Origin of the sequence: Bacillus cereus (assembly GCF_015071065.1) — a bacterium.
GTDB classification, from domain to species: domain Bacteria; phylum Bacillota; class Bacilli; order Bacillales; family Bacillaceae_G; genus Bacillus_A; species Bacillus_A cereus_BA.
The window spans coordinates 226229-243802 of the sequence record NZ_VOVA01000002.1; the positions used below are offsets into that span (position 1 = coordinate 226229).

Consider the following 17574-nt stretch of genomic DNA (forward strand, 5'->3'; position numbering starts at 1 on the left):
AGTTGACTTCTGATGATATTGGCGAAGAAAGTCAGACTGATTCCAACGCCTGAACAAGAAAAAGTGCTTAGAAATCATGCTGGAGCTTCAAGATTCGCTTATAACTATTGTAAAAAAATGAGTGATAGATACTATAAGCTATTTGGAAAATCTGTTTCACAGTTAGATTTACAGAAACGATTTACAAAGATCAAGAAGCGAAAGAGATATGAGTGGTTAAATGACATCAATGCACAAGTTCCAAAACAGGCTTCAAAAGATTTTGATACGGCGAGAAAAAATTCGTTCAAAAAGTACAAAAATGGTTATCACACTTCTTATAAATCCAAAAAAGATTTAATTCAAGGATTTTATGCCAATTATGAAAGACTGATTATAGGAAAGAAAGTAGTTGATATTCAGTCTATTGGAGAAGTGAAAACAAGCCAACAACTACCAAGAAACAAAAAACCATCAAATCCAAGAGTTACATTTGATGGTCGTCACTGGTGGATTAGTGTAGGGTTCCAAGAAGACTTTGAATCACAAGAACTAACAAATGAGTCGATTGGTGTGGATGTTGGTTTAAAAGAGCTGTTTGTAGCTTCTAATGGCACGAAAGAACGAAATATAAACAAAGATACTAAGGTTAAAAAACTTTTGAAAAGGAAAAAGTCAGCACAAAGAGATATGTCTAGGAGATTTAAAAAAGGTGTAAAAATTCAATCAGCCGGATATGAAAAAGCCAAAACTGAGCACCTTCGGTTATCTAGGAAAATTACTAATATCCGAAATAACCATATCCATCAAGCAACAGCTAACTTGGTGAAAACCAAACCAATGAGGATTGTTGTGGAAGACTTACATATCTCAAACCTGTTAAAAAACAAAAAACTATCGAAAGCATTTTCATTTCAAAAATTAAACTTCTTCTTTCAATGTTTGTCATATAAGTGCGAGAAGTACGGCATTGAATATGTAAAAGCTGATAAATGGTTCGCTTCAAGCAAGATTTGCTCATGTTGCGGAGTTAAATACGACCATTCAGTTCAATCAGAAGGACAATGGAGTTTAAAGATTCGTGAATGGGACTGTGTTCAATGCAACAGTCATCACGATAGGGATTTAAATGCTTCGATAAATTTATCAAGATGGGTAAAATAAATGCTTGATAATATGAGGTAACGATACTGCCTCGTGTGGAGTGTTATACCCCTCGTCCCTTCGGGGTTGCGAGAACACTTTGAAGCACTAACTTGTGTAAATTTGATTGAATTGTATAGATTTAGTTAAGTTTATCGTATCGGAAAACACCTCATTATCAACTTCATTTATAAGGCGAAGTAGAAGTAAATTATCGTATTGCAATTAACGTGAAATCGCAAAGCTATCCGTCGGAAGTTTTATATTTTGCGAGTGAAAATATTCGGTCAGAGGCGATTCATATTTTACCGACATTACCGCTTGGCTTTACGGAAATGAAAAAAAATGAGCCGAAAGTAGCTTTAGATTATGTAAGAGGTAATTTATTTGACTCAAAGCAAATGATTCCTTTGCCAGCTGAAAAAGCAGGCGTTGATAATGATTTAAATGAAAAAAATTGAGCGGTATATAAAGCGAGCAATAGAAGAAAGAGCGATTATTTACGCGTTCGGTGAAAGATGGGGACCAGAAGAAAAAACACCTGATTCTTACTTTCATTTCGAACCTGGAAACGGTATACACGATATTCACATGAATCAAGGGAATGTAGAGAAATGGCATGGTGATGACGGCATATGGCAAGACGGTGGACTACTCATTCACTTTGAAAAGGAAGAAGAATGGGTTGGTATCTTTCTTGCATTCCAATCACAGTCATGGTGTACCGATGAAGAAGGGCATGCTCTTGTTCCGGTTGAGAATTGTGATTATAAGAGAAATAATTAATGAGAAGAGGGTGTTCAAAAAGAACGCCCTCCTCTTATTTTATAAAACCCAAAACTCACAAGTGTAGAAATACAAGAGAAAAGCAGCGCCACACTAGAAAACGCGATGAGATACATATTATATTTCATAACTTTGCCGATTAGTTGGTTACTATCGTACTGAAAAAGCCCCGCTATTATATTGAATAAAAATAATACGATAAACATTACGATAACGCCGTCTATTGATCCTTTTATGTCTGGTTTACTTAAAGCGATATGTGCGGAAATGCAAATAGCGATAAATAAAAATAACCAAAAAGAAGGGGTCAATAAATTGCTCATTGTAAACAAGCTTTTTAATAAAAAGAATGTTGATAAAAACATGTTTTGGATCATGTCTAAGTTAATAGAAGTCGATGCAATTGTTGTTTCGAGAGTTGTATTAAATAAATAATATGACTCTGGTACGAAATAGCGCATTAAAAGTATTAAGGCAGTAATACCAGAAATAATAGGACCGATGCCGATAAAGAAATTACCGATTCGTTGATATACGCTTTTTTGATTGTATTGATGTTGTACGTAACCTAAAGCACCCTGGCTTGTATCTGTTGGGAAGAATTGCGTTGCTACAATTTTGTGACGAAATACTAGACACATAATTGCATGTCCAAGTTCATGAATAGGAACACCGATCCATGCAGTCAAAAGAAAGCCTTTCCTACCAAAAGCTCTCGACCAATACGTTCGTGTGAGAGATTCTAAATAACCTAATATAAATCCAATTACAATGATGATTCCAATTAAAGAAAATAATTGGATCACACTTGTAAGGAGTGTTTGAAAAATCGAGTTTACAAATTCCACTGTCTTCATCCAATCTGTTTAAAGTTTCACTTTATTTGCCTTGTTTCATAATAACATTATTTTTCTATATTACTAGCACACATAGTTTCGTTTAAAAGAAGGATTTCATATTCTTTTTCTTGTAGTCATGTTTTATGTCCAAAGTCATATATTGAATTTGTAACACCCTATAAGGTATATGTTTAAGGAGGGATAAGAGAATGAAATGTCCGGCGTGTAATACAGGAAATGCAGCGGAAGCGAAGTTTTGCGGGAATTGTGGGCATTCGTTAACAGAAGAAGTAGTAGCAAGTGGTGGGCAGGAAGAAGGGCAACTATCGCGCCCAGTGCAAGTAAAGGAAAGTCGTCCGAATGAAACGGTAGAACAAGCGAAACAATTTGCAAGTGGCTATTTTCAGTTCTTTAAAAATGCTTTTAAATCACCATCGGCCATTATGAAAAGTGGAAATATTGAAGTACGAAATGGAATTGCAAGCCTTGTACTTATTTGTTTTTTAGGAGCATGTATTTTTTATAGAATGATGAGCGCAGCGGCGACTGTTACGAGGACATTAGTGCCAGATATAACTACTCCTACATTCTTTGGAGAATCTGTAATGGTCTTTTTCTTTTTATTAATTTTAACTTTATTTGTCGGATTTATTATTTTTGTAAGTGGTAAGATGATGAAATCATCTTTTTCTTTTCTTGAAGCATTCGGTATATGGGGAACGATAGCGACGCCAGCTATTGCTATACTAGTTCTTTCTTTTCTATTTAGTTTCCTATTGATCTTTTTTTTACCAATATTATTAGGGCTGGCTACAACGTATATGGGAATTAGTATCATTGTAGCTATATTAAAACTAGACAACGGCGGATTAGATCTTGTTTATACACTTATTATCGCAAGTGTTTTAATCGGAATTGCAACGTTTATTGTATTTTGGTCTTACATTAATACGATAATTCAAACTTTTACTGGAGGATTAACGGGCTTCTAATGAAAAGGTAGTTGAATGGATCGAGGTATGTCCAAAGTGCGGATTTAAGATATGTAACGAAAGAACAATTGAAAATTGCTAGAAATGAAATATACGCAAGGCATGGGCATATTTTTCAAACGAAAGATATGCAAACGTATTTTTCAAAACAGTCTTGGTACAGAGAAAATCCGTATTTTACAGGAGTGTTAACTAATATTGAATCTTATAATGTTGAACTGATCAAATCAAGAGAATAGAGTGTGTGAAAAAAGGTACAGTGCATAACTGTACCCTTTTTATGATTATTTAGCTGGACCAGGATCTCTTGAGAAAAAGATGTGAAAGAGGAATGTGACTTTACTTGCTCCTCCTGATGTACTAGCTTGCACATCAGATAAAGAACTAGACGTTAAAGCAGCTTCAGAACGAGGGGGAACGACTATTTTGAGAGCATCATCTGATTCTGATGATATAGTAACCGTTATTGTATCCTCAGAAAAGTTCACAATTTTAACAGTACCAACTGGAAAGATGGCCTTGCGAGCGTGTGATGCAGAAGCGAAGCGAGTCGATTTCCAAATAGTTTGTGAGAAAGTGTCATTATCAGATAACCAAGCACGTGCACTGTATAAAGTTACACTAACGGTAAACTCTTGTTCAAGCGGGAGGGCGGGTCTCGGTTCTATCGGTTCCTCTGGGAGCTGGACGAGAAGGCCGGCGCACATGTATGTTTCACCTACTTTCAATAGTTACTGTTATAGCATATTAAACATCTTGTTTATAAGGCACGACGATTACCCATTTATACATAGTCTTGTGCACCAAATTTGTAGATTAAATTCTCTTTCTTTACAATGAAAGTAGGTGTTATTTCTATATAATATGGAAATTGTAAAGAGTATGTAAAAAAGAAGGAGTGGTAAAGTGAACTATGTCATTATTGGCGGAGATGCAGCTGGTATGAGCGCAGCAATGCAAATTGTTAGAAACGATGAAACTGCAAATGTTGTAACGTTAGAAAAAGGTGAAATCTATTCATACGCTCAGTGCGGATTACCGTATGTGATTAGTGGTGTTATCGCCTCTACTGAAAAGTTAATTGCACGCGATGTAAAAACGTTTCGTGATAAATATGGCATTGATGCGAAAGTGCGTCATGAAGTAACGAAAGTGGATACTGAAAATAAAATTGTGTATGCAACTCATACAGAGACGAAAGATGTCTTTGAATTTCCATATGATCGATTATTAATCGCGACGGGTGTACGTCCTGTTATGCCGGATTGGGAAGGTAAAGATTTACAAGGTGTTCATCTTTTAAAAACAATTCCGGATGCTGAGCGTATAGTAGACACTTTACAAACAAATAGTGTTGAGCACGTAACGATTATTGGCGGCGGTGCAATTGGTCTAGAGATGGCAGAAACATTTGTAGAACTTGGAAAGAAAGTAAGAATGATTGAGCGAAACGACCATATTGGCACGATTTATGATGCGGATATGGCGGAATATATACATAAAGAAGCAGACAAACATAATATTGAAATTTTAACAAATGAAAATGTAAAAGCGTTTAAAGGAAAAGAGAGAGTAGAAAAAATTGAAACAGATAAAGGTACGTATAAGGCCGATCTCGTTTTAGTATCTGTCGGTGTACAGCCAAATACTGATTTTCTTGAGGGGACAAATATACGTAAAAATCATAAAGGTGCAATTGAAGTAAATGCTTATATGCAAACGAATGTGAAAGACGTATATGCGGCTGGCGATTGTGCAACACATTACCATGTTATAAAGGAAATTCATGATCATATCCCGCTTGGAACGACTGCGAATAAACAAGGGCGACTTGCGGGACTCAATATGGTTGATAAACGAAGAGCATTTAAAGGTACGTTAGGTACAGGCATTATTAAATTTATGAATTTGACGCTCGCAAGAACGGGCTTAAATGAAAAAGAAGCGAAAGGGCTAAACATCCCGTATAAGACGGTCAAAGTAGATTCAACAAATATGGCAGGCTATTATCCAAGTGCTAAGCCACTTTACTTAAAATTATTATATCGTTCCGATACGAAACAACTATTGGGCGGACAAGTAATTGGGGAAGAAGGCGTAGATAAACGAATTGATGTTATCGCGATGGCGCTTTTCAATAAAATGAGCATTCACGATTTAGAAGATGTTGATTTAAGTTACGCACCACCATATAACAGCGTTTGGGATCCAATTCAACAAGCAGCAAGGAGAGTGGAATAGCACTTTTTAAAGTGCTATTTTTTTCGTTAAAGGGGAATAATTAAAGTTTCACTTTATTTTGAATATACCGTTCACCCTTGAAAACATAGTACGTATCGCTTATATTGTCATATAGTATTTATTTTTTTAACAAAGCAATGAACGAACCAGGGGGCACAGTATGGCAATTAACATGAATACAATCGAAGAATGGATTGCTGAATCAAATGCAAGAAACGAAGAAGACTTAGGAAACGTTGTTGAAGAGATGAAAGAAGTATGTGTCGGACTTGATAACGCGACATTAATTTATACGAAAAACGTATTTTGTTTCGGTAAGAAAGTAGAAGTATTGTTCTTCTTCCAAGATCACGTCGTTATCGGAGAAGAGAAAGAAGAATATGTTGAAATTGAAAAGTTAAAGTACGATGATATTACAAATAGCAGCTTGAAAACAAATGATAAAAATACAACGTTAGAATTAAAGTTTGCTAACGGGAAATCTATCAGTTTAGATAGTCTGAATGATAACTACGGTACGAAAAATTGGTTATTTGCAAGACAAATTAAGAGTATCTTTAAAGTAATCTAGTAAAAAAGCAGACCTTGAAAGGTCTGCTTTTTACTTATTTCCGATTACGCAAAGGCACCCTCTTTCTTCGTAACATTTCACGCTTGTAAATCCCGTCTTATAAAAAAGGTTTACTAATTCTTCGGTCGTTTTAAATTTCTCCATATGATATTGAATTTTGAAAGTTTCAGCCACTAATAAAAAGGATCCGTTCGGTTTTAATACGCGAAATACTTCTTGTATATCGCGTTCAACATTAGGCCAAAAGTAATGGGTTTGAAAGGCGGTAATGAGATCGAAGAAGTTCGTATTGTATGGAATAGAGGAAACGCTTGCCTGATGAATGATTACTTTTTCTGTTTCTACATCCTTCGTATTGGTTTTCTTTGAGTTTTCAACAGCCTGTTCTGAATAGTCAATGCCGTATATTTTTCCGTGGGGAGTTAGTCTTGAAAGGCTATGTATTGTTTTCCCACCTCCGCAACCGATATCTAATATAACTGCATCTTCACGTATATGTATTTTTTGTAAAGCCCAATTTGTTAGTCTTGTATGTGCAGCATTCATAATGCAAAGCATAGAGGAACCAATTGTTCCACGAGGATTTTTCGCTTGCTCGATTAATCGTTGGAAAATACCCAATTTCAGTTCTCCTTTTATATAAGAATATATATTTATTTCGCCTTTAATAATGTAACTCCTTTAAAAAAGCACGCCGTCTACCGGCGTGCTTCTAATTATGCAAGGACCCTTTTAGCCAATTTCGTGCCCGATACGCCCCAACCGGAATTTGAATGAGTGAAGTTTCATTTCCTGCATCAATCCCGTACAATTGATCACATGAATTTGTATCAAAACTAAGTAAAGGATGACCGGCCATCCCCATAGCTGTCGCAGCAAAAACGAGTTTATGAACGAGTATACCAGCTTCCATTTGGTGAATGCGGTATCCTCTATAGCCTAATGTATTTGTATAGTAATCTTTATTTCCGACTACATGCAAGCAAAGTGGTACTTGAAAAAGATTTACGTTATCCATCGTCATACTGGATTGCAGAGAATAACGAAGGTCTCCGTGCCGAAATGGCTGTATGGAATGTGTCCTACTGTTATAAGCGTAAGCGCCGTTTTCTATGTCTTTTACGTTATAAAAACATCCATATAGTGAGACTCGTGCGTTTTTATTTAAATATTTGCCATCAAGGTCGTTGTAATAAGGGAAGGAGAGGCTCGCTTCTTGTAGTAGAGTAGCGAGCTCGTATGCATCCCATTTCGTTAAAATGAAGTCAGAATCAGGTGAATATCGTTTTTTACAAAGTTGTAAGAAATCATACGATAAACGCTCTGCTTGCGGTAGCTGCACAGTATGGGAACTATATTGATAATGTTCTGCATGTGTTAACGTTTGAAAGTATTCGGTGGATTCGATCATAGATGCCGCGTTTATTTTTTTTATCATCGGATAGTCATCTACATGTTTTGAACGAACGAAATGCTCATGGGCTAACGGCGGGATTTGCTGCAGTAAGTTATAAGAAGTAACTGTTTTATTTTCACGATGATCATTGTGAAACCAATCTGCAGTGGGTTCTGTACTTAAAGGAATAACAGCATACACACTTTCTTCACCTTCTGACAGTCCAAGTAAATGATTCATTGCCCGGTCTAGAAACTGAAAATATACACCATTTGTATAACCGAATTGTTTTGCGCATTCAAGTAATTGACCGATGAGAACACCACTATCTAATCCTTGCAGACGATACGAAAAGTTATTGTATTTAAAGAAGTTTTTCCAAAACATAGTGGATACAAATGCAGCACCAAAACAAGAATGTATGTTGCAACGATTGCCGAGTGCTTCTGTAAGATAAGAATCGAAATTTCCTTCGCGAAGTAAGATAAGCCGGTGATGCGCGGCGTCGTAATGGTAAATGCCGTCTGGATAATGATCAATTTTTAAATACATATATAATTCATTTGGATATAAAGCACCCCCAGAAGGGATGAACCTTCGAAATAGAGTCGTTGTTTTATTATTTTTTAGGTTAGTAGTAGGCTGACATAATTGTGTTAAACCAAATGAGTACCAAAGATAATGACCGAGTTCCTCTAAGTTAGGTTTAGTAGAAGAATTCCGCAAAGTTAAAGGAATTTCTAAAGAGAGAGGGATGACTGGTACATTTCGATATAATTTATAAGGAAGTGGTGCGTCTTCCCAATCAATCTCTTTATCGGACGACATAATTTCATTAATAGAAAAATGGAGATGGTGTAAAAAAGTATCCAGTTGCATCAAATTTCCCCCTCGCTATGAATTATGGAAAAGGATGCGGATGTGGATTTAAACATTCATTCGTTAAAGGCTCAGCTCTATATCCAAGTGTCATCGGTACGGTATAGACTCTATCCAGTCCTGTAATCCGAGTGAGATGGTGACCGAACGTCATCGGTAGCATGCCTGGAATAATGACTTTTACACAATGTAATCCGTTTTTTTCTATAAGGGGTACGGTTTGATCTACAACGATTACTTCAAGTCCAGATTGATGCAAACGGTTTAAAAGTTGATGAAGGTCGGATGTTAAATCCATATCAAATGATTGTAGAGCCTTCATTTCATGGAACGTCTGCACCGGAGCATCGTCTCGTAAAAGGAAGTGAAGACGCTCTTCAGCTTCTTTCAATCCATATAGCATACTATGATCTTCCATTTGCGTAACGAGATATGGATCTTGTAAACAGTTTTCATATTTCTCTCTTTTTTGTTCGAACTCTTCATCTGTTATAAGTAACATGCCCGCTATTTCATGAATGGCATTTTTTACAGCGCGAATTGGTTCCATATGCGCACCGCCAGCACAGACGAGATTCATACCATCTTGCCTCGTATTTTTCGCAATCACCCATATGCTCGGAATACCATGTTCCATCGTTGCGTTAAAAACGTGTAATTCATATCCAGTAATTGTACGCAAGCGCTCAATCATTAACTGTAATTCAGTATCCTCTGCGGAACTAAGATCGAGACGGGGAAGAGGCAATTCTGCATACCATGTGAGTAAAAAAGCATCGCGTTCTACGATTTCTAATATGCCGTGAAAAATGGCTTCTTCTAAACTACCACCAAGGGCACATCCATTTGATGTTTCATATACGAAAGCATCTCGATGACCAAGACTATAATAGGCGAGCGATTCTGGGACTAGAAGTGGTCCGTCTTGTGATAAAGAATATCCCCATACCCAGTTTTGTTGATAATCAGGATCAAATGGTTTAAACGGAAAGGCATCGCTATTATAATGCTCATTCGTGTGTACACCAAGTGTTAGAGGGTTTAGTGCGATATCTTCTAAATCCCGAAAACTACCATTCATATTCGTCTTTTTTCCGCGAGGTGACATGCCGCAATATCGTTCTAGCCCTTCCAAAATAGCGGTTGCTTCACTAAGTGCAAATGAATGAGTCCTACCCGCGACACCTTCATTTCCGAACAGTAAGGGCATGTTGATAATGACATCAGCAAACGGTAATAAAGAATGTTGCATTTTGCCGTTTAAAATTCCAGTTCGATAATCTAAATAATCTTTCGTTAAAAATGTATTTAGCTCGTGAATGGAACGACAGCGATAAGTGTCACTGCTCGTTTTCAAACTTTGTTGTAAAGAAATTTGCGCTGCATCTGCTGTATCGTCAGATAAAGTGCCACATACTGGGCAGAGAGGGTCTGGAAGAAAGGAATGCCGAGTACATTGTAACGTTTGTAAGTCTAGTAAAATGAGTTCGTTTTCTAAAGAAGAATGTCCGTTAGTTAATATCTTTTCTGTTTCAGCATGAATGAGTTGGCACATTTGTAACATCCCATTTTGGGTGGCACGTACATCACGCCTCGTCACGTTATCTGCTTTTAACGTATATTTCCGCTGTAATTCCCACATTTCTTTTTGATCAAAGCCAGCTATAAACCGGCGTCCATCAGCGCAGTGGGAGCATCCAGCTTTACGGGATCTCACGTAAGGACCGATAATACCTTCACCAAATGAAGTAAACCCACAAAGCCACGGAATATTGTTTGAACGAAAGATAAGCTCAGCATCTTGATGAATGTTAGAAGGAGAACCGTCATGTAATACGAGAGCGAGATGAATATTTTCAGGGAGAGTTTCTGTAATTGTATGTTGGCGGATGATTGAATATTGCATACACAATTGATCATGTACATATTCTGCGAGTAGGCCATCTCCTATAAGTACTATGTTTTGAGTCATTGGTCATCCTCCTTTGCAATTAATACCCCATATACACCGTCTAAGTTGTCTCTTAAAAATGACTCAATAGCTAAATCAAAAACGAATGGATACAAGTTGTTTTCCGCTAAATTTTGCAAAGCAACTTGTAAAGACTGTTCGCCTGGAACTTCTTCCTCTTCTTGTATTGCTACTCTAACAGAATCCGTACTATATAAAACAATGGATGATTCCGGTAACATATTAGCTTTATAAGGAATCTCTTCATTTTGAATATGGAGGAGTGCTTGTTGCAGAGCATTTCTCAACGCCAATGTTATATTAATATTTGCCGCTCCATACCATCTATCATTTATACCGATCCAAACGACAGGAAAACCAAGTAACTCCTCACTCATTCCTATTTTAGGCGTTTCATGAATTGTAGAGAGAGCATTGTAGTAAAACCTACAATGTTTATCATGAATTTCGGTTAAATCAAGCTCTGTAATCTCTTCTAGCATATGTGATTGGCGTTCACATAACTTATTATTTAAATGTCTTTGTAGTGCTCGGTATACACCTTCTGTCATCGTTTCCCCAGCACCAATACCGATATCAGTATGTTCTGGGATAAGACGATGAATCATTTCAGCTACATATGTTTCAACTCCTGTTAAACCAGCTTCGCGGCGTGCTTCATTATGAGTTAATCCACCGCAAGTGATAGTAGGAAGGGGAGAGGTAGGTCCATCTGATAATGGATTTGCAACTTGAATATAGCACTGTGATAAAGGCAATTGGTTTAAATCTTGTTCATCCCACATGTGGAATATGCCAGCTTCTTTAGAAGTTAACGTATCAAAAAAACGAAAAAGTTCAGTTGAAGTATATTGTCCGGAACGATGGGCAAGGTTTTCTTGAAGATTTTGCACCGTATCAATTGTAAAGATTTCATCGGTTGCGAGAAGATGTTTTATAAAAGGGTGCCACTTTCCTTCAAGTGTTTCCAAGTTTAATAAAAAGAATTGAGGATTATGCTGCCTGTGTGAATCTTCAGCGACATGTTTAAATAACTCAAAAACGATAATATTTGCTAGCATTGCAGATGTAATTGGTGAGAAAGGTTCAGGTGGATTTTCACTTTGTAAAGTAGTTTCGTGTAGACGATGCCAAGCTGATTCCCAGCATTCTTCACGGTCTGCGGTTACGACAGGTCCAGCTAAACCAATTCTTGATAAGCAAATAGCTGGTATGAAATTTTTCTTAAACTCTCTACAAATAGCATGGATTGCTCTTAAACTTTCGATATCTCCATTCTGGGAAACGTATAAAATCCAGTCGAAAGGCTCGAATACTTCATGCAAAGGGCGATCAATTGTAATATCTATTTCTTGAATACGTACATTGTCATCATTTGCATATGCACGTTCGTTTAGTTCATGAATTCGATCGTAGTTTGTTTCAGCACGATCTGTAACAAGATAATGAAATGTAGGTAAACCAGATTTTAATAAAGAAGAAACTAGGGAAGTAAGCATATCACCAGAACCAATTATAAGCACGTTTGCTGCGCGGTACGTTTCGAATTTTAAAGCGCCTGAATGGGAATCAGCTTCTAAAAACTCAATTTGCGAAGCGTATCTGTCGAGTAATGCACTGTTTAATTCGTGGGGAGCATCTTGGCTTACATCACGAACGAAACCATTTTCATATAAAATCTCTCCAATTTCAAATACTCGATTTTGATAGGGGAGAGGGAGACCGTCGGTTATTTCTGTCAAAGAATGATTACCGTTAAACATAGGCATTAATTTCTCAATCCAGTCATAAATTCCATCACCATCCATACGGAATGAACTGGAGTTATTTCGAAAATAGACACCCCCATTTGAATCAGGGAGGAAGAAAGTATCTTTATTTATTTTGAGTTTTGCGTAAGCTGGAAGGTTACTCATTTTAATCCTCCTTACATTTTGTAGGCACACATTATTAGTCTATGTAGTGGGATTTGTCCCGTATGAACACACTAAAAAAAGGCTGTAGAATGATTCATTCTACAGCCTTTAATAGATTAATAATCTATCAACCTTCTAATAATAATGATTTTGGATCTTCAAGCATATCTTTAACAGCAACAAGGAAGCTAACTGCTTCTTTACCATCAACAATACGGTGATCGTAAGATAGTGCAAGGTACATCATTGGACGGTTTTCCATACGCTCGTTATCGATCGCAACTGGACGTACTTGGATTTTATGCATCCCTAGAATACCTACTTGTGGACTATTTAGGATTGGTGTCGACATTAGAGAACCGAACACGCCACCGTTTGTAATCGTAAATGTACCACCTTGTAGCTCTTTTAATGAAAGTTTATTATCGCGTGCTTTCAGACCTAAATTACGAATCTCACTTTCAATTTCAGCGAAGTTCAATTGGTTAGCATCGCGTACAACTGGAACAACTAATCCATCTGGAGCTGCTACTGCAATACCGATATCATAGAATTTTTTAATGATAAGCTCATCGCCTTGAATTTCAGCATTTAATAATGGGAATTGTTTTAATGCTGCAACAACTGCTTTTGTGAAGAATGACATAAAGCCAAGACGTACATCATGTTTTTTCTCGAAAGCATCTTTGCGTTCTTTACGTAATTCCATGATTGCACTCATATCAACTTCGTTAAATGTAGTTAACATTGCAGATGTTTGTTGAACTTCTACAAGACGTTTTGCAATTGTTTGACGGCGGCGGGACATTTTCACACGCTCAACTGGTTTTTCGAATTCAGTTTTTGCAACTGGAGCCGGACTTTGTTTTGGAGCAGCTGGTGCTTCTTTTGGCGCTGCAGCGTGAGCTTGTACATCATGTGGTCTCACACGTCCAAGTAGATCTGTACTACGTACGTCGTTTAAGTCGATTCCTAATTCACGAGCCATTTTGCGAGCAGCTGGTGATGCGATAGGACGGTTTGTATTTGGTAAACCTTGCAACGCTTTATTTTGTTCAGCACTTGGAGCTTCTGCTTTCGGTGCTTCAGTAGTTTCTTGTTTTGGTTGTTCATTAGCCGGAGCAGGTGTACTTACTGCTGCTGCACCGTTTGCATCTAAAATTGCGATAGTAGCGCCAACTTCAACTGTATCTCCAGGTTCGCCTAGTAACTTCGATACAATACCTGAATCCTCTGCAATGATTTCTACATTGACTTTGTCTGTTTCAAGCTCAACAACGCTGCCACCTTTCTCAACTTTGTCGCCTACGTTGATAAGCCATTGTGAAATAGTTCCTTCTGAAATAGATTCTGCAAGCTCAGGTACTTTAATTTCGATCATTTTAAATGTCCTCCCCTTATTTGCCTAACGGTGTGTTTTGTCTTCTTTAATCCTCGGTAATCTCCATGTATTAGCTCGACTTGGGCAGAATATCTGCCCAAGGTCTGGCTAATGAAATTCGTTGTTACTTTCAGTTGCTGAAAACTTCAATTTCTTGTTTATCTTGACGGAAGTTGTACTTCACATCTAAAGCGTGTGCAACGATTAATTCTTGCTCAGCTTTGTGAGCGAATGGATCGCCACCAGATGGGCTAGAACGATCCGGGCGTCCAATGTAACCTGGTTTCACTTTATCCCCAGCTAGTTCGAACAGAATTGGAGCCATGTAATGCCATGCGCCCATATTACGAGGTTCTTCTTGAACCCAAATGATTTCTTCTAAGTTTTTAAAGCGTTTAATAATAGATTGAACTTTTTCAGCAGGGAATGGGTACAACTGCTCGATACGAACCATATGAACTTCATCTAGGCTGTACTCATGCTTACCACTTTCGATTTCTGCTGCTAAGTCAATTGCCATTTTACCTGTACTTAAAACAAGGCGTTTTACTTTGTTTGGTTTCGCACCAAGGTTTCCTTGTTCTAAAGCAGGTTGGAAACATCCTTCACTTAACTCACTACCTGTAGAAAGTGTAAGTGGGTGACGTAATAAGCTTTTCGGCGTCATAATTACTAATGGTCGAACAGCCTCTGTTCCTAAGACAGATGCTTGACGGCGCAAGATATGGAAGTATTGTGCCGCGCTCGTTAAGTTTGCAACTGTCCAGTTGTTCTCAGCAGCTAATTGTAAGAAACGCTCTGGACGTGCACTAGAATGCTCCGGTCCTTGACCTTCATAACCGTGTGGTAATAGAAGAACTAGACCTGATTTTTGCCCCCATTTCGCTCTTCCTGCTGAAACATATTGATCAAATAATGCTTGCGCAGTATTTGAGAAGTCACCGTATTGAGCTTCCCACATAACAAGAGTTTCTGGAGCAAATACGTTATAACCATATTCGTAACCAACAACAGCAGCTTCTGATAACGGACTGTTATGAACAGAGAATGATGCGTTAATGTTCGGTAAACGATGTAATGGTGAATATGTTTCGTTTGTATCAGTATCGTGTAATACGATATGGCGATGCGCGAATGTGCCACGCTGTGAGTCTTGACCAGTTAAACGAATTGGCGTACCTTCTTGTAAAATAGAAGCGAATGCTAAAGATTCAGCAAGTGCCCATTCAATTTTACCGTTCTCTTCAAGAGCATCTTTACGGCGCTCAAGAATTTTCTTCACTTTTGGATATACGTTAAAGCCTTCAGGCCAAGATAATAGTCCTTCATTAATTGCACGAAGCGAGTCAATTGAAACACCAGTGTCAATCGGCTGGATTCCTTTTGCAACAACCTCTGGAACTTTAACGTGAATTGTTGCAGCACTCGTATCAGCTGGTGGCACTTGTGCGTATTCAGCCTTTAATTCCTCTTGTATAAACTGAGTAATTGTTTCAACCTCATCTGCATTCAGAACGCCAGCAGATTGTAATTGATCTGCATAAATTGCTCTTACAGTTGGGTGATTTTTAATTTTTTTGTACACTTGTGGTTGTGTAACTGCTGGATCATCCATTTCGTTATGACCATATCGGCGGTAACCGATTAAATCGATTAAGAAGTCCTTTTTGAACAGCGTACGATATTGGATCGCAAGGTTTGCAGCAGCAAGACAAGCTTCCGGATCATCAGCATTCACGTGAACAATCGGAATATCGAAACCTTTTGCAAGGTCGCTTGAATATTTAGTAGAACGAGAATCATAGCTATCAGTCGTAAAGCCGACTGCATTATTTGCGATAACATGAATCGTTCCGCCAGTTTGGTACGCATTCAATCTACTTAAGTTGAGTGTCTCAGACACAACACCTTGACCAGGGAATGCAGCATCACCATGAACTAAAATTACGAATGATTTTGTAGTATCTTGTTCTGGAAGACCAGATTTTTTACGATTCTCTTGAGCTGCACGTGCGAAACCCTCAACAACAGGGTTAACGAACTCAAGATGACTCGGGTTATTTGCTAATGTAACACGAGTGCTAACTTCTTCATTACCAACGACTTGTTCTCTACCTAAATGGTATTTCACGTCGCCAGTCCAGCCAGCATTTGTCTTTACACCTTCTATTTTTGCATGTTTGAATTCTGCAAACATGTGATTATATGGCTTTTCTAATACGTGAGCGAGTACGCTTAGACGACCACGGTGAGCCATACCAATCATGACATCTTCTACGCCGCCCTTAGCACCTTCTGAAACAATTTCATCTAGTACAGGTACAAGCATATCAACGCCCTCAATTGAGAAACGTTTTTGACCAACGAATGTTTTATGCAAGAATTGCTCGAAACCTTCAACAGCAGTTAAACGTTTTAAAAGAGCAGTTCGTTTTTTATTTGATAATGGTTGACGCAATGAATTTGATTCCACCATTTGATGCAACCACGCGCGTTCTTCACTATCTTGTATATGTGAGAATTCATAAGCTAAAGATTTTGTATAAACGTCTTTTAATCTATGAATTACATCAAGTGCAGTGTGAATACCCTCTGGTGCATCTTGCCATACTGTTTTAGCTGGAATCGCTTTCAAATCAGCATCGCTCAGTTCGTTCATTGTTTTCTCGATAAGAGATTGTCCATTTGCAGCATCTTCCATCGGATTAATGTGAGCCAATGTATGCCCGAAAGAACGAATCTGCTCAACAAGTTGAACGACTTTAAGAATCTTTTCAATGTTCCCTGTGTTTTGAGGAGAAAAATGTGTTGCTGTGTTGTCCCCTGTTACGACATCATCTTGAAACGAAGGAGCTCCAAAAATTTCAAAAAGCTCTTGTAATTCCGGATCAACAGAACCTGCTCCAGTTACGTAAAGATCATACTGTTCAATAACATAACCAAGGTTCGGACCATGGAACTTGGCCCAAGGGTTTGTCGTTGTATTCTTCCTCGTCATTTGTTTAAACCTCCCAATGCATATAATCCTTTTCCTATACAAAAGGTGCATTTTGCTCTTTTTCAATAATTGATGAACTAATAATTAATGTAAGTGTTGTCTTTACTCTTATGTTATTACAATAATTTACATAATACCAAACACTATTACTTATCTGTTTTGTAAAAAAACATTCACAATAACTTATCACCCAAGTTAATCTTTCATGTTATAAAGTAATTTTACAGAAAAATGGGGTGGATATATTTGGTATACCTACATTAATAACTATAATTGTTGCATTTAAATATAGGTATAACTGTTGGAATGTTTCGATAAAATTTAGTTCGAATTATGTATATTGAAATAACAAGCGCTTTCATTGATATTATACAACAATATAACGGAATATAGTATAAAAAATAAAAAATTATGAATTTACCATAAACTTTATATCGATAGTGTTAAATATTGAAAGGAAAATGAAGGATTTCTACAAAAA

The 17574-nt window shown here is 37.5% G+C and carries 12 protein-coding genes and 2 pseudogenes; 6 read left to right on the forward strand and 8 right to left on the reverse strand.

The features are described 5' to 3' along the window. Positions 1 to 12: 12 nt before the first annotated feature. Both FT637_RS07120 and FT637_RS07125 read left to right on the forward strand, forming a co-directional pair. The gene (locus tag FT637_RS07120; protein ID WP_193645709.1) at positions 13 to 1143 is read left to right on the forward strand and encodes an RNA-guided endonuclease InsQ/TnpB family protein; all 1131 of its coding nucleotides are present in this window, start codon (positions 13 to 15) and stop codon (positions 1141 to 1143) included. A 143-nt stretch (positions 1144 to 1286) separates the two neighbouring features. Next, a pseudogene (locus tag FT637_RS07125) lies at positions 1287 to 1908 on the forward strand (DUF2278 family protein); the annotation flags it as partial. Positions 1909 to 1922: 14 nt separating this feature from the next. Here the strand turns inward: FT637_RS07125 and FT637_RS07130 are convergent. Then, entirely contained in the window at positions 1923 to 2756 is an 834-nt protein-coding gene (locus tag FT637_RS07130) for a hypothetical protein (protein WP_193646233.1), read from the reverse strand. 200 nt (positions 2757 to 2956) lie between these two features. Between FT637_RS07130 and FT637_RS07135 the strand changes: the two genes are divergently transcribed. Continuing rightward, complete coding sequence (locus FT637_RS07135; protein WP_193645710.1) at positions 2957 to 3739, forward strand: zinc ribbon domain-containing protein; 783 nt, start codon at positions 2957 to 2959, stop codon at positions 3737 to 3739. A gap of 23 nt (positions 3740 to 3762) precedes the next feature. Further along, positions 3763 to 3978, forward strand: a pseudogene (locus tag FT637_RS07140) (YARHG domain-containing protein); the annotation flags it as partial. Positions 3979 to 4023: 45 nt separating this feature from the next. Here FT637_RS07140 and FT637_RS07145 read toward each other — a convergent pair. After that, a complete protein-coding gene (locus tag FT637_RS07145; protein WP_193646234.1) occupies positions 4024 to 4446 on the reverse strand; it encodes a hypothetical protein in 423 nt (140 codons plus the stop codon). Positions 4447 to 4645: 199 nt separating this feature from the next. Between FT637_RS07145 and FT637_RS07150 the strand changes: the two genes are divergently transcribed. Both FT637_RS07150 and FT637_RS07155 read left to right on the forward strand, forming a co-directional pair. Continuing rightward, positions 4646 to 5980, forward strand: coding sequence for an FAD-dependent oxidoreductase (locus tag FT637_RS07150; RefSeq protein WP_193645711.1), 1335 nt, complete (start codon positions 4646 to 4648; stop codon positions 5978 to 5980). A 160-nt stretch (positions 5981 to 6140) separates the two neighbouring features. Beyond that, positions 6141 to 6551 (forward strand): DUF3908 family protein, encoded by a 411-nt coding sequence (locus FT637_RS07155; protein WP_193645712.1) that lies wholly within the window; start codon positions 6141 to 6143, stop codon positions 6549 to 6551. Positions 6552 to 6581: 30 nt separating this feature from the next. Here FT637_RS07155 and FT637_RS07160 read toward each other — a convergent pair whose 3' ends face one another. The 6 genes from FT637_RS07160 to odhA form a co-directional block, all read right to left on the reverse strand. Next, positions 6582 to 7172 carry a class I SAM-dependent methyltransferase gene (locus tag FT637_RS07160; protein ID WP_193645713.1) on the reverse strand — a complete coding sequence of 197 codons (591 nt, stop codon included), beginning with the start codon at positions 7170 to 7172 and terminating at the stop codon, positions 6582 to 6584. Between the two features lie 91 nt (positions 7173 to 7263). Beyond that, a complete protein-coding gene (locus FT637_RS07165; protein WP_193645714.1) occupies positions 7264 to 8826 on the reverse strand; it encodes a SagB family peptide dehydrogenase in 1563 nt (520 codons plus the stop codon). Between the two features lie 22 nt (positions 8827 to 8848). Then, positions 8849 to 10798, reverse strand: coding sequence for a TOMM precursor leader peptide-binding protein (locus FT637_RS07170; protein WP_193645715.1), 1950 nt, complete (start codon positions 10796 to 10798; stop codon positions 8849 to 8851). Then, positions 10795 to 12714 carry a putative thiazole-containing bacteriocin maturation protein gene (locus FT637_RS07175; protein WP_193645716.1) on the reverse strand — a complete coding sequence of 640 codons (1920 nt, stop codon included), beginning with the start codon at positions 12712 to 12714 and terminating at the stop codon, positions 10795 to 10797. The genes FT637_RS07170 and FT637_RS07175 overlap by 4 nt, the downstream gene beginning before the upstream one ends. Positions 12715 to 12841: 127 nt before the next feature. Continuing rightward, positions 12842 to 14095, reverse strand: coding sequence for a 2-oxoglutarate dehydrogenase complex dihydrolipoyllysine-residue succinyltransferase (odhB, locus tag FT637_RS07180; RefSeq protein WP_193645717.1), 1254 nt, complete (start codon positions 14093 to 14095; stop codon positions 12842 to 12844). Positions 14096 to 14225: 130 nt separating this feature from the next. After that, entirely contained in the window at positions 14226 to 17093 is a 2868-nt protein-coding gene (gene odhA, locus FT637_RS07185) for a 2-oxoglutarate dehydrogenase E1 component (protein WP_193645718.1), read from the reverse strand. Positions 17094 to 17574 lie beyond the last annotated feature (481 nt).

Coding starts and splice junctions, on each gene's coding strand:
- FT637_RS07120 (WP_193645709.1), top strand. CDS start 13: ATGATATTGGCGAAGAAAGTCAGACTGATTCCAACGCCTGAACAAGAA.
- FT637_RS07135 (WP_193645710.1), top strand. CDS start 2,957: ATGAAATGTCCGGCGTGTAATACAGGAAATGCAGCGGAAGCGAAGTTT.
- FT637_RS07145 (WP_193646234.1), bottom strand. CDS start 4,446: ATGTGCGCCGGCCTTCTCGTCCAGCTCCCAGAGGAACCGATAGAACCG.
- FT637_RS07155 (WP_193645712.1), top strand. CDS start 6,141: ATGGCAATTAACATGAATACAATCGAAGAATGGATTGCTGAATCAAAT.
- FT637_RS07165 (WP_193645714.1), bottom strand. CDS start 8,826: ATGCAACTGGATACTTTTTTACACCATCTCCATTTTTCTATTAATGAA.
- FT637_RS07170 (WP_193645715.1), bottom strand. CDS start 10,798: ATGACTCAAAACATAGTACTTATAGGAGATGGCCTACTCGCAGAATAT.
- FT637_RS07175 (WP_193645716.1), bottom strand. CDS start 12,714: ATGAGTAACCTTCCAGCTTACGCAAAACTCAAAATAAATAAAGATACT.
- odhB (WP_193645717.1), bottom strand. CDS start 14,095: ATGATCGAAATTAAAGTACCTGAGCTTGCAGAATCTATTTCAGAAGGA.
- odhA (WP_193645718.1), bottom strand. CDS start 17,093: ATGACGAGGAAGAATACAACGACAAACCCTTGGGCCAAGTTCCATGGT.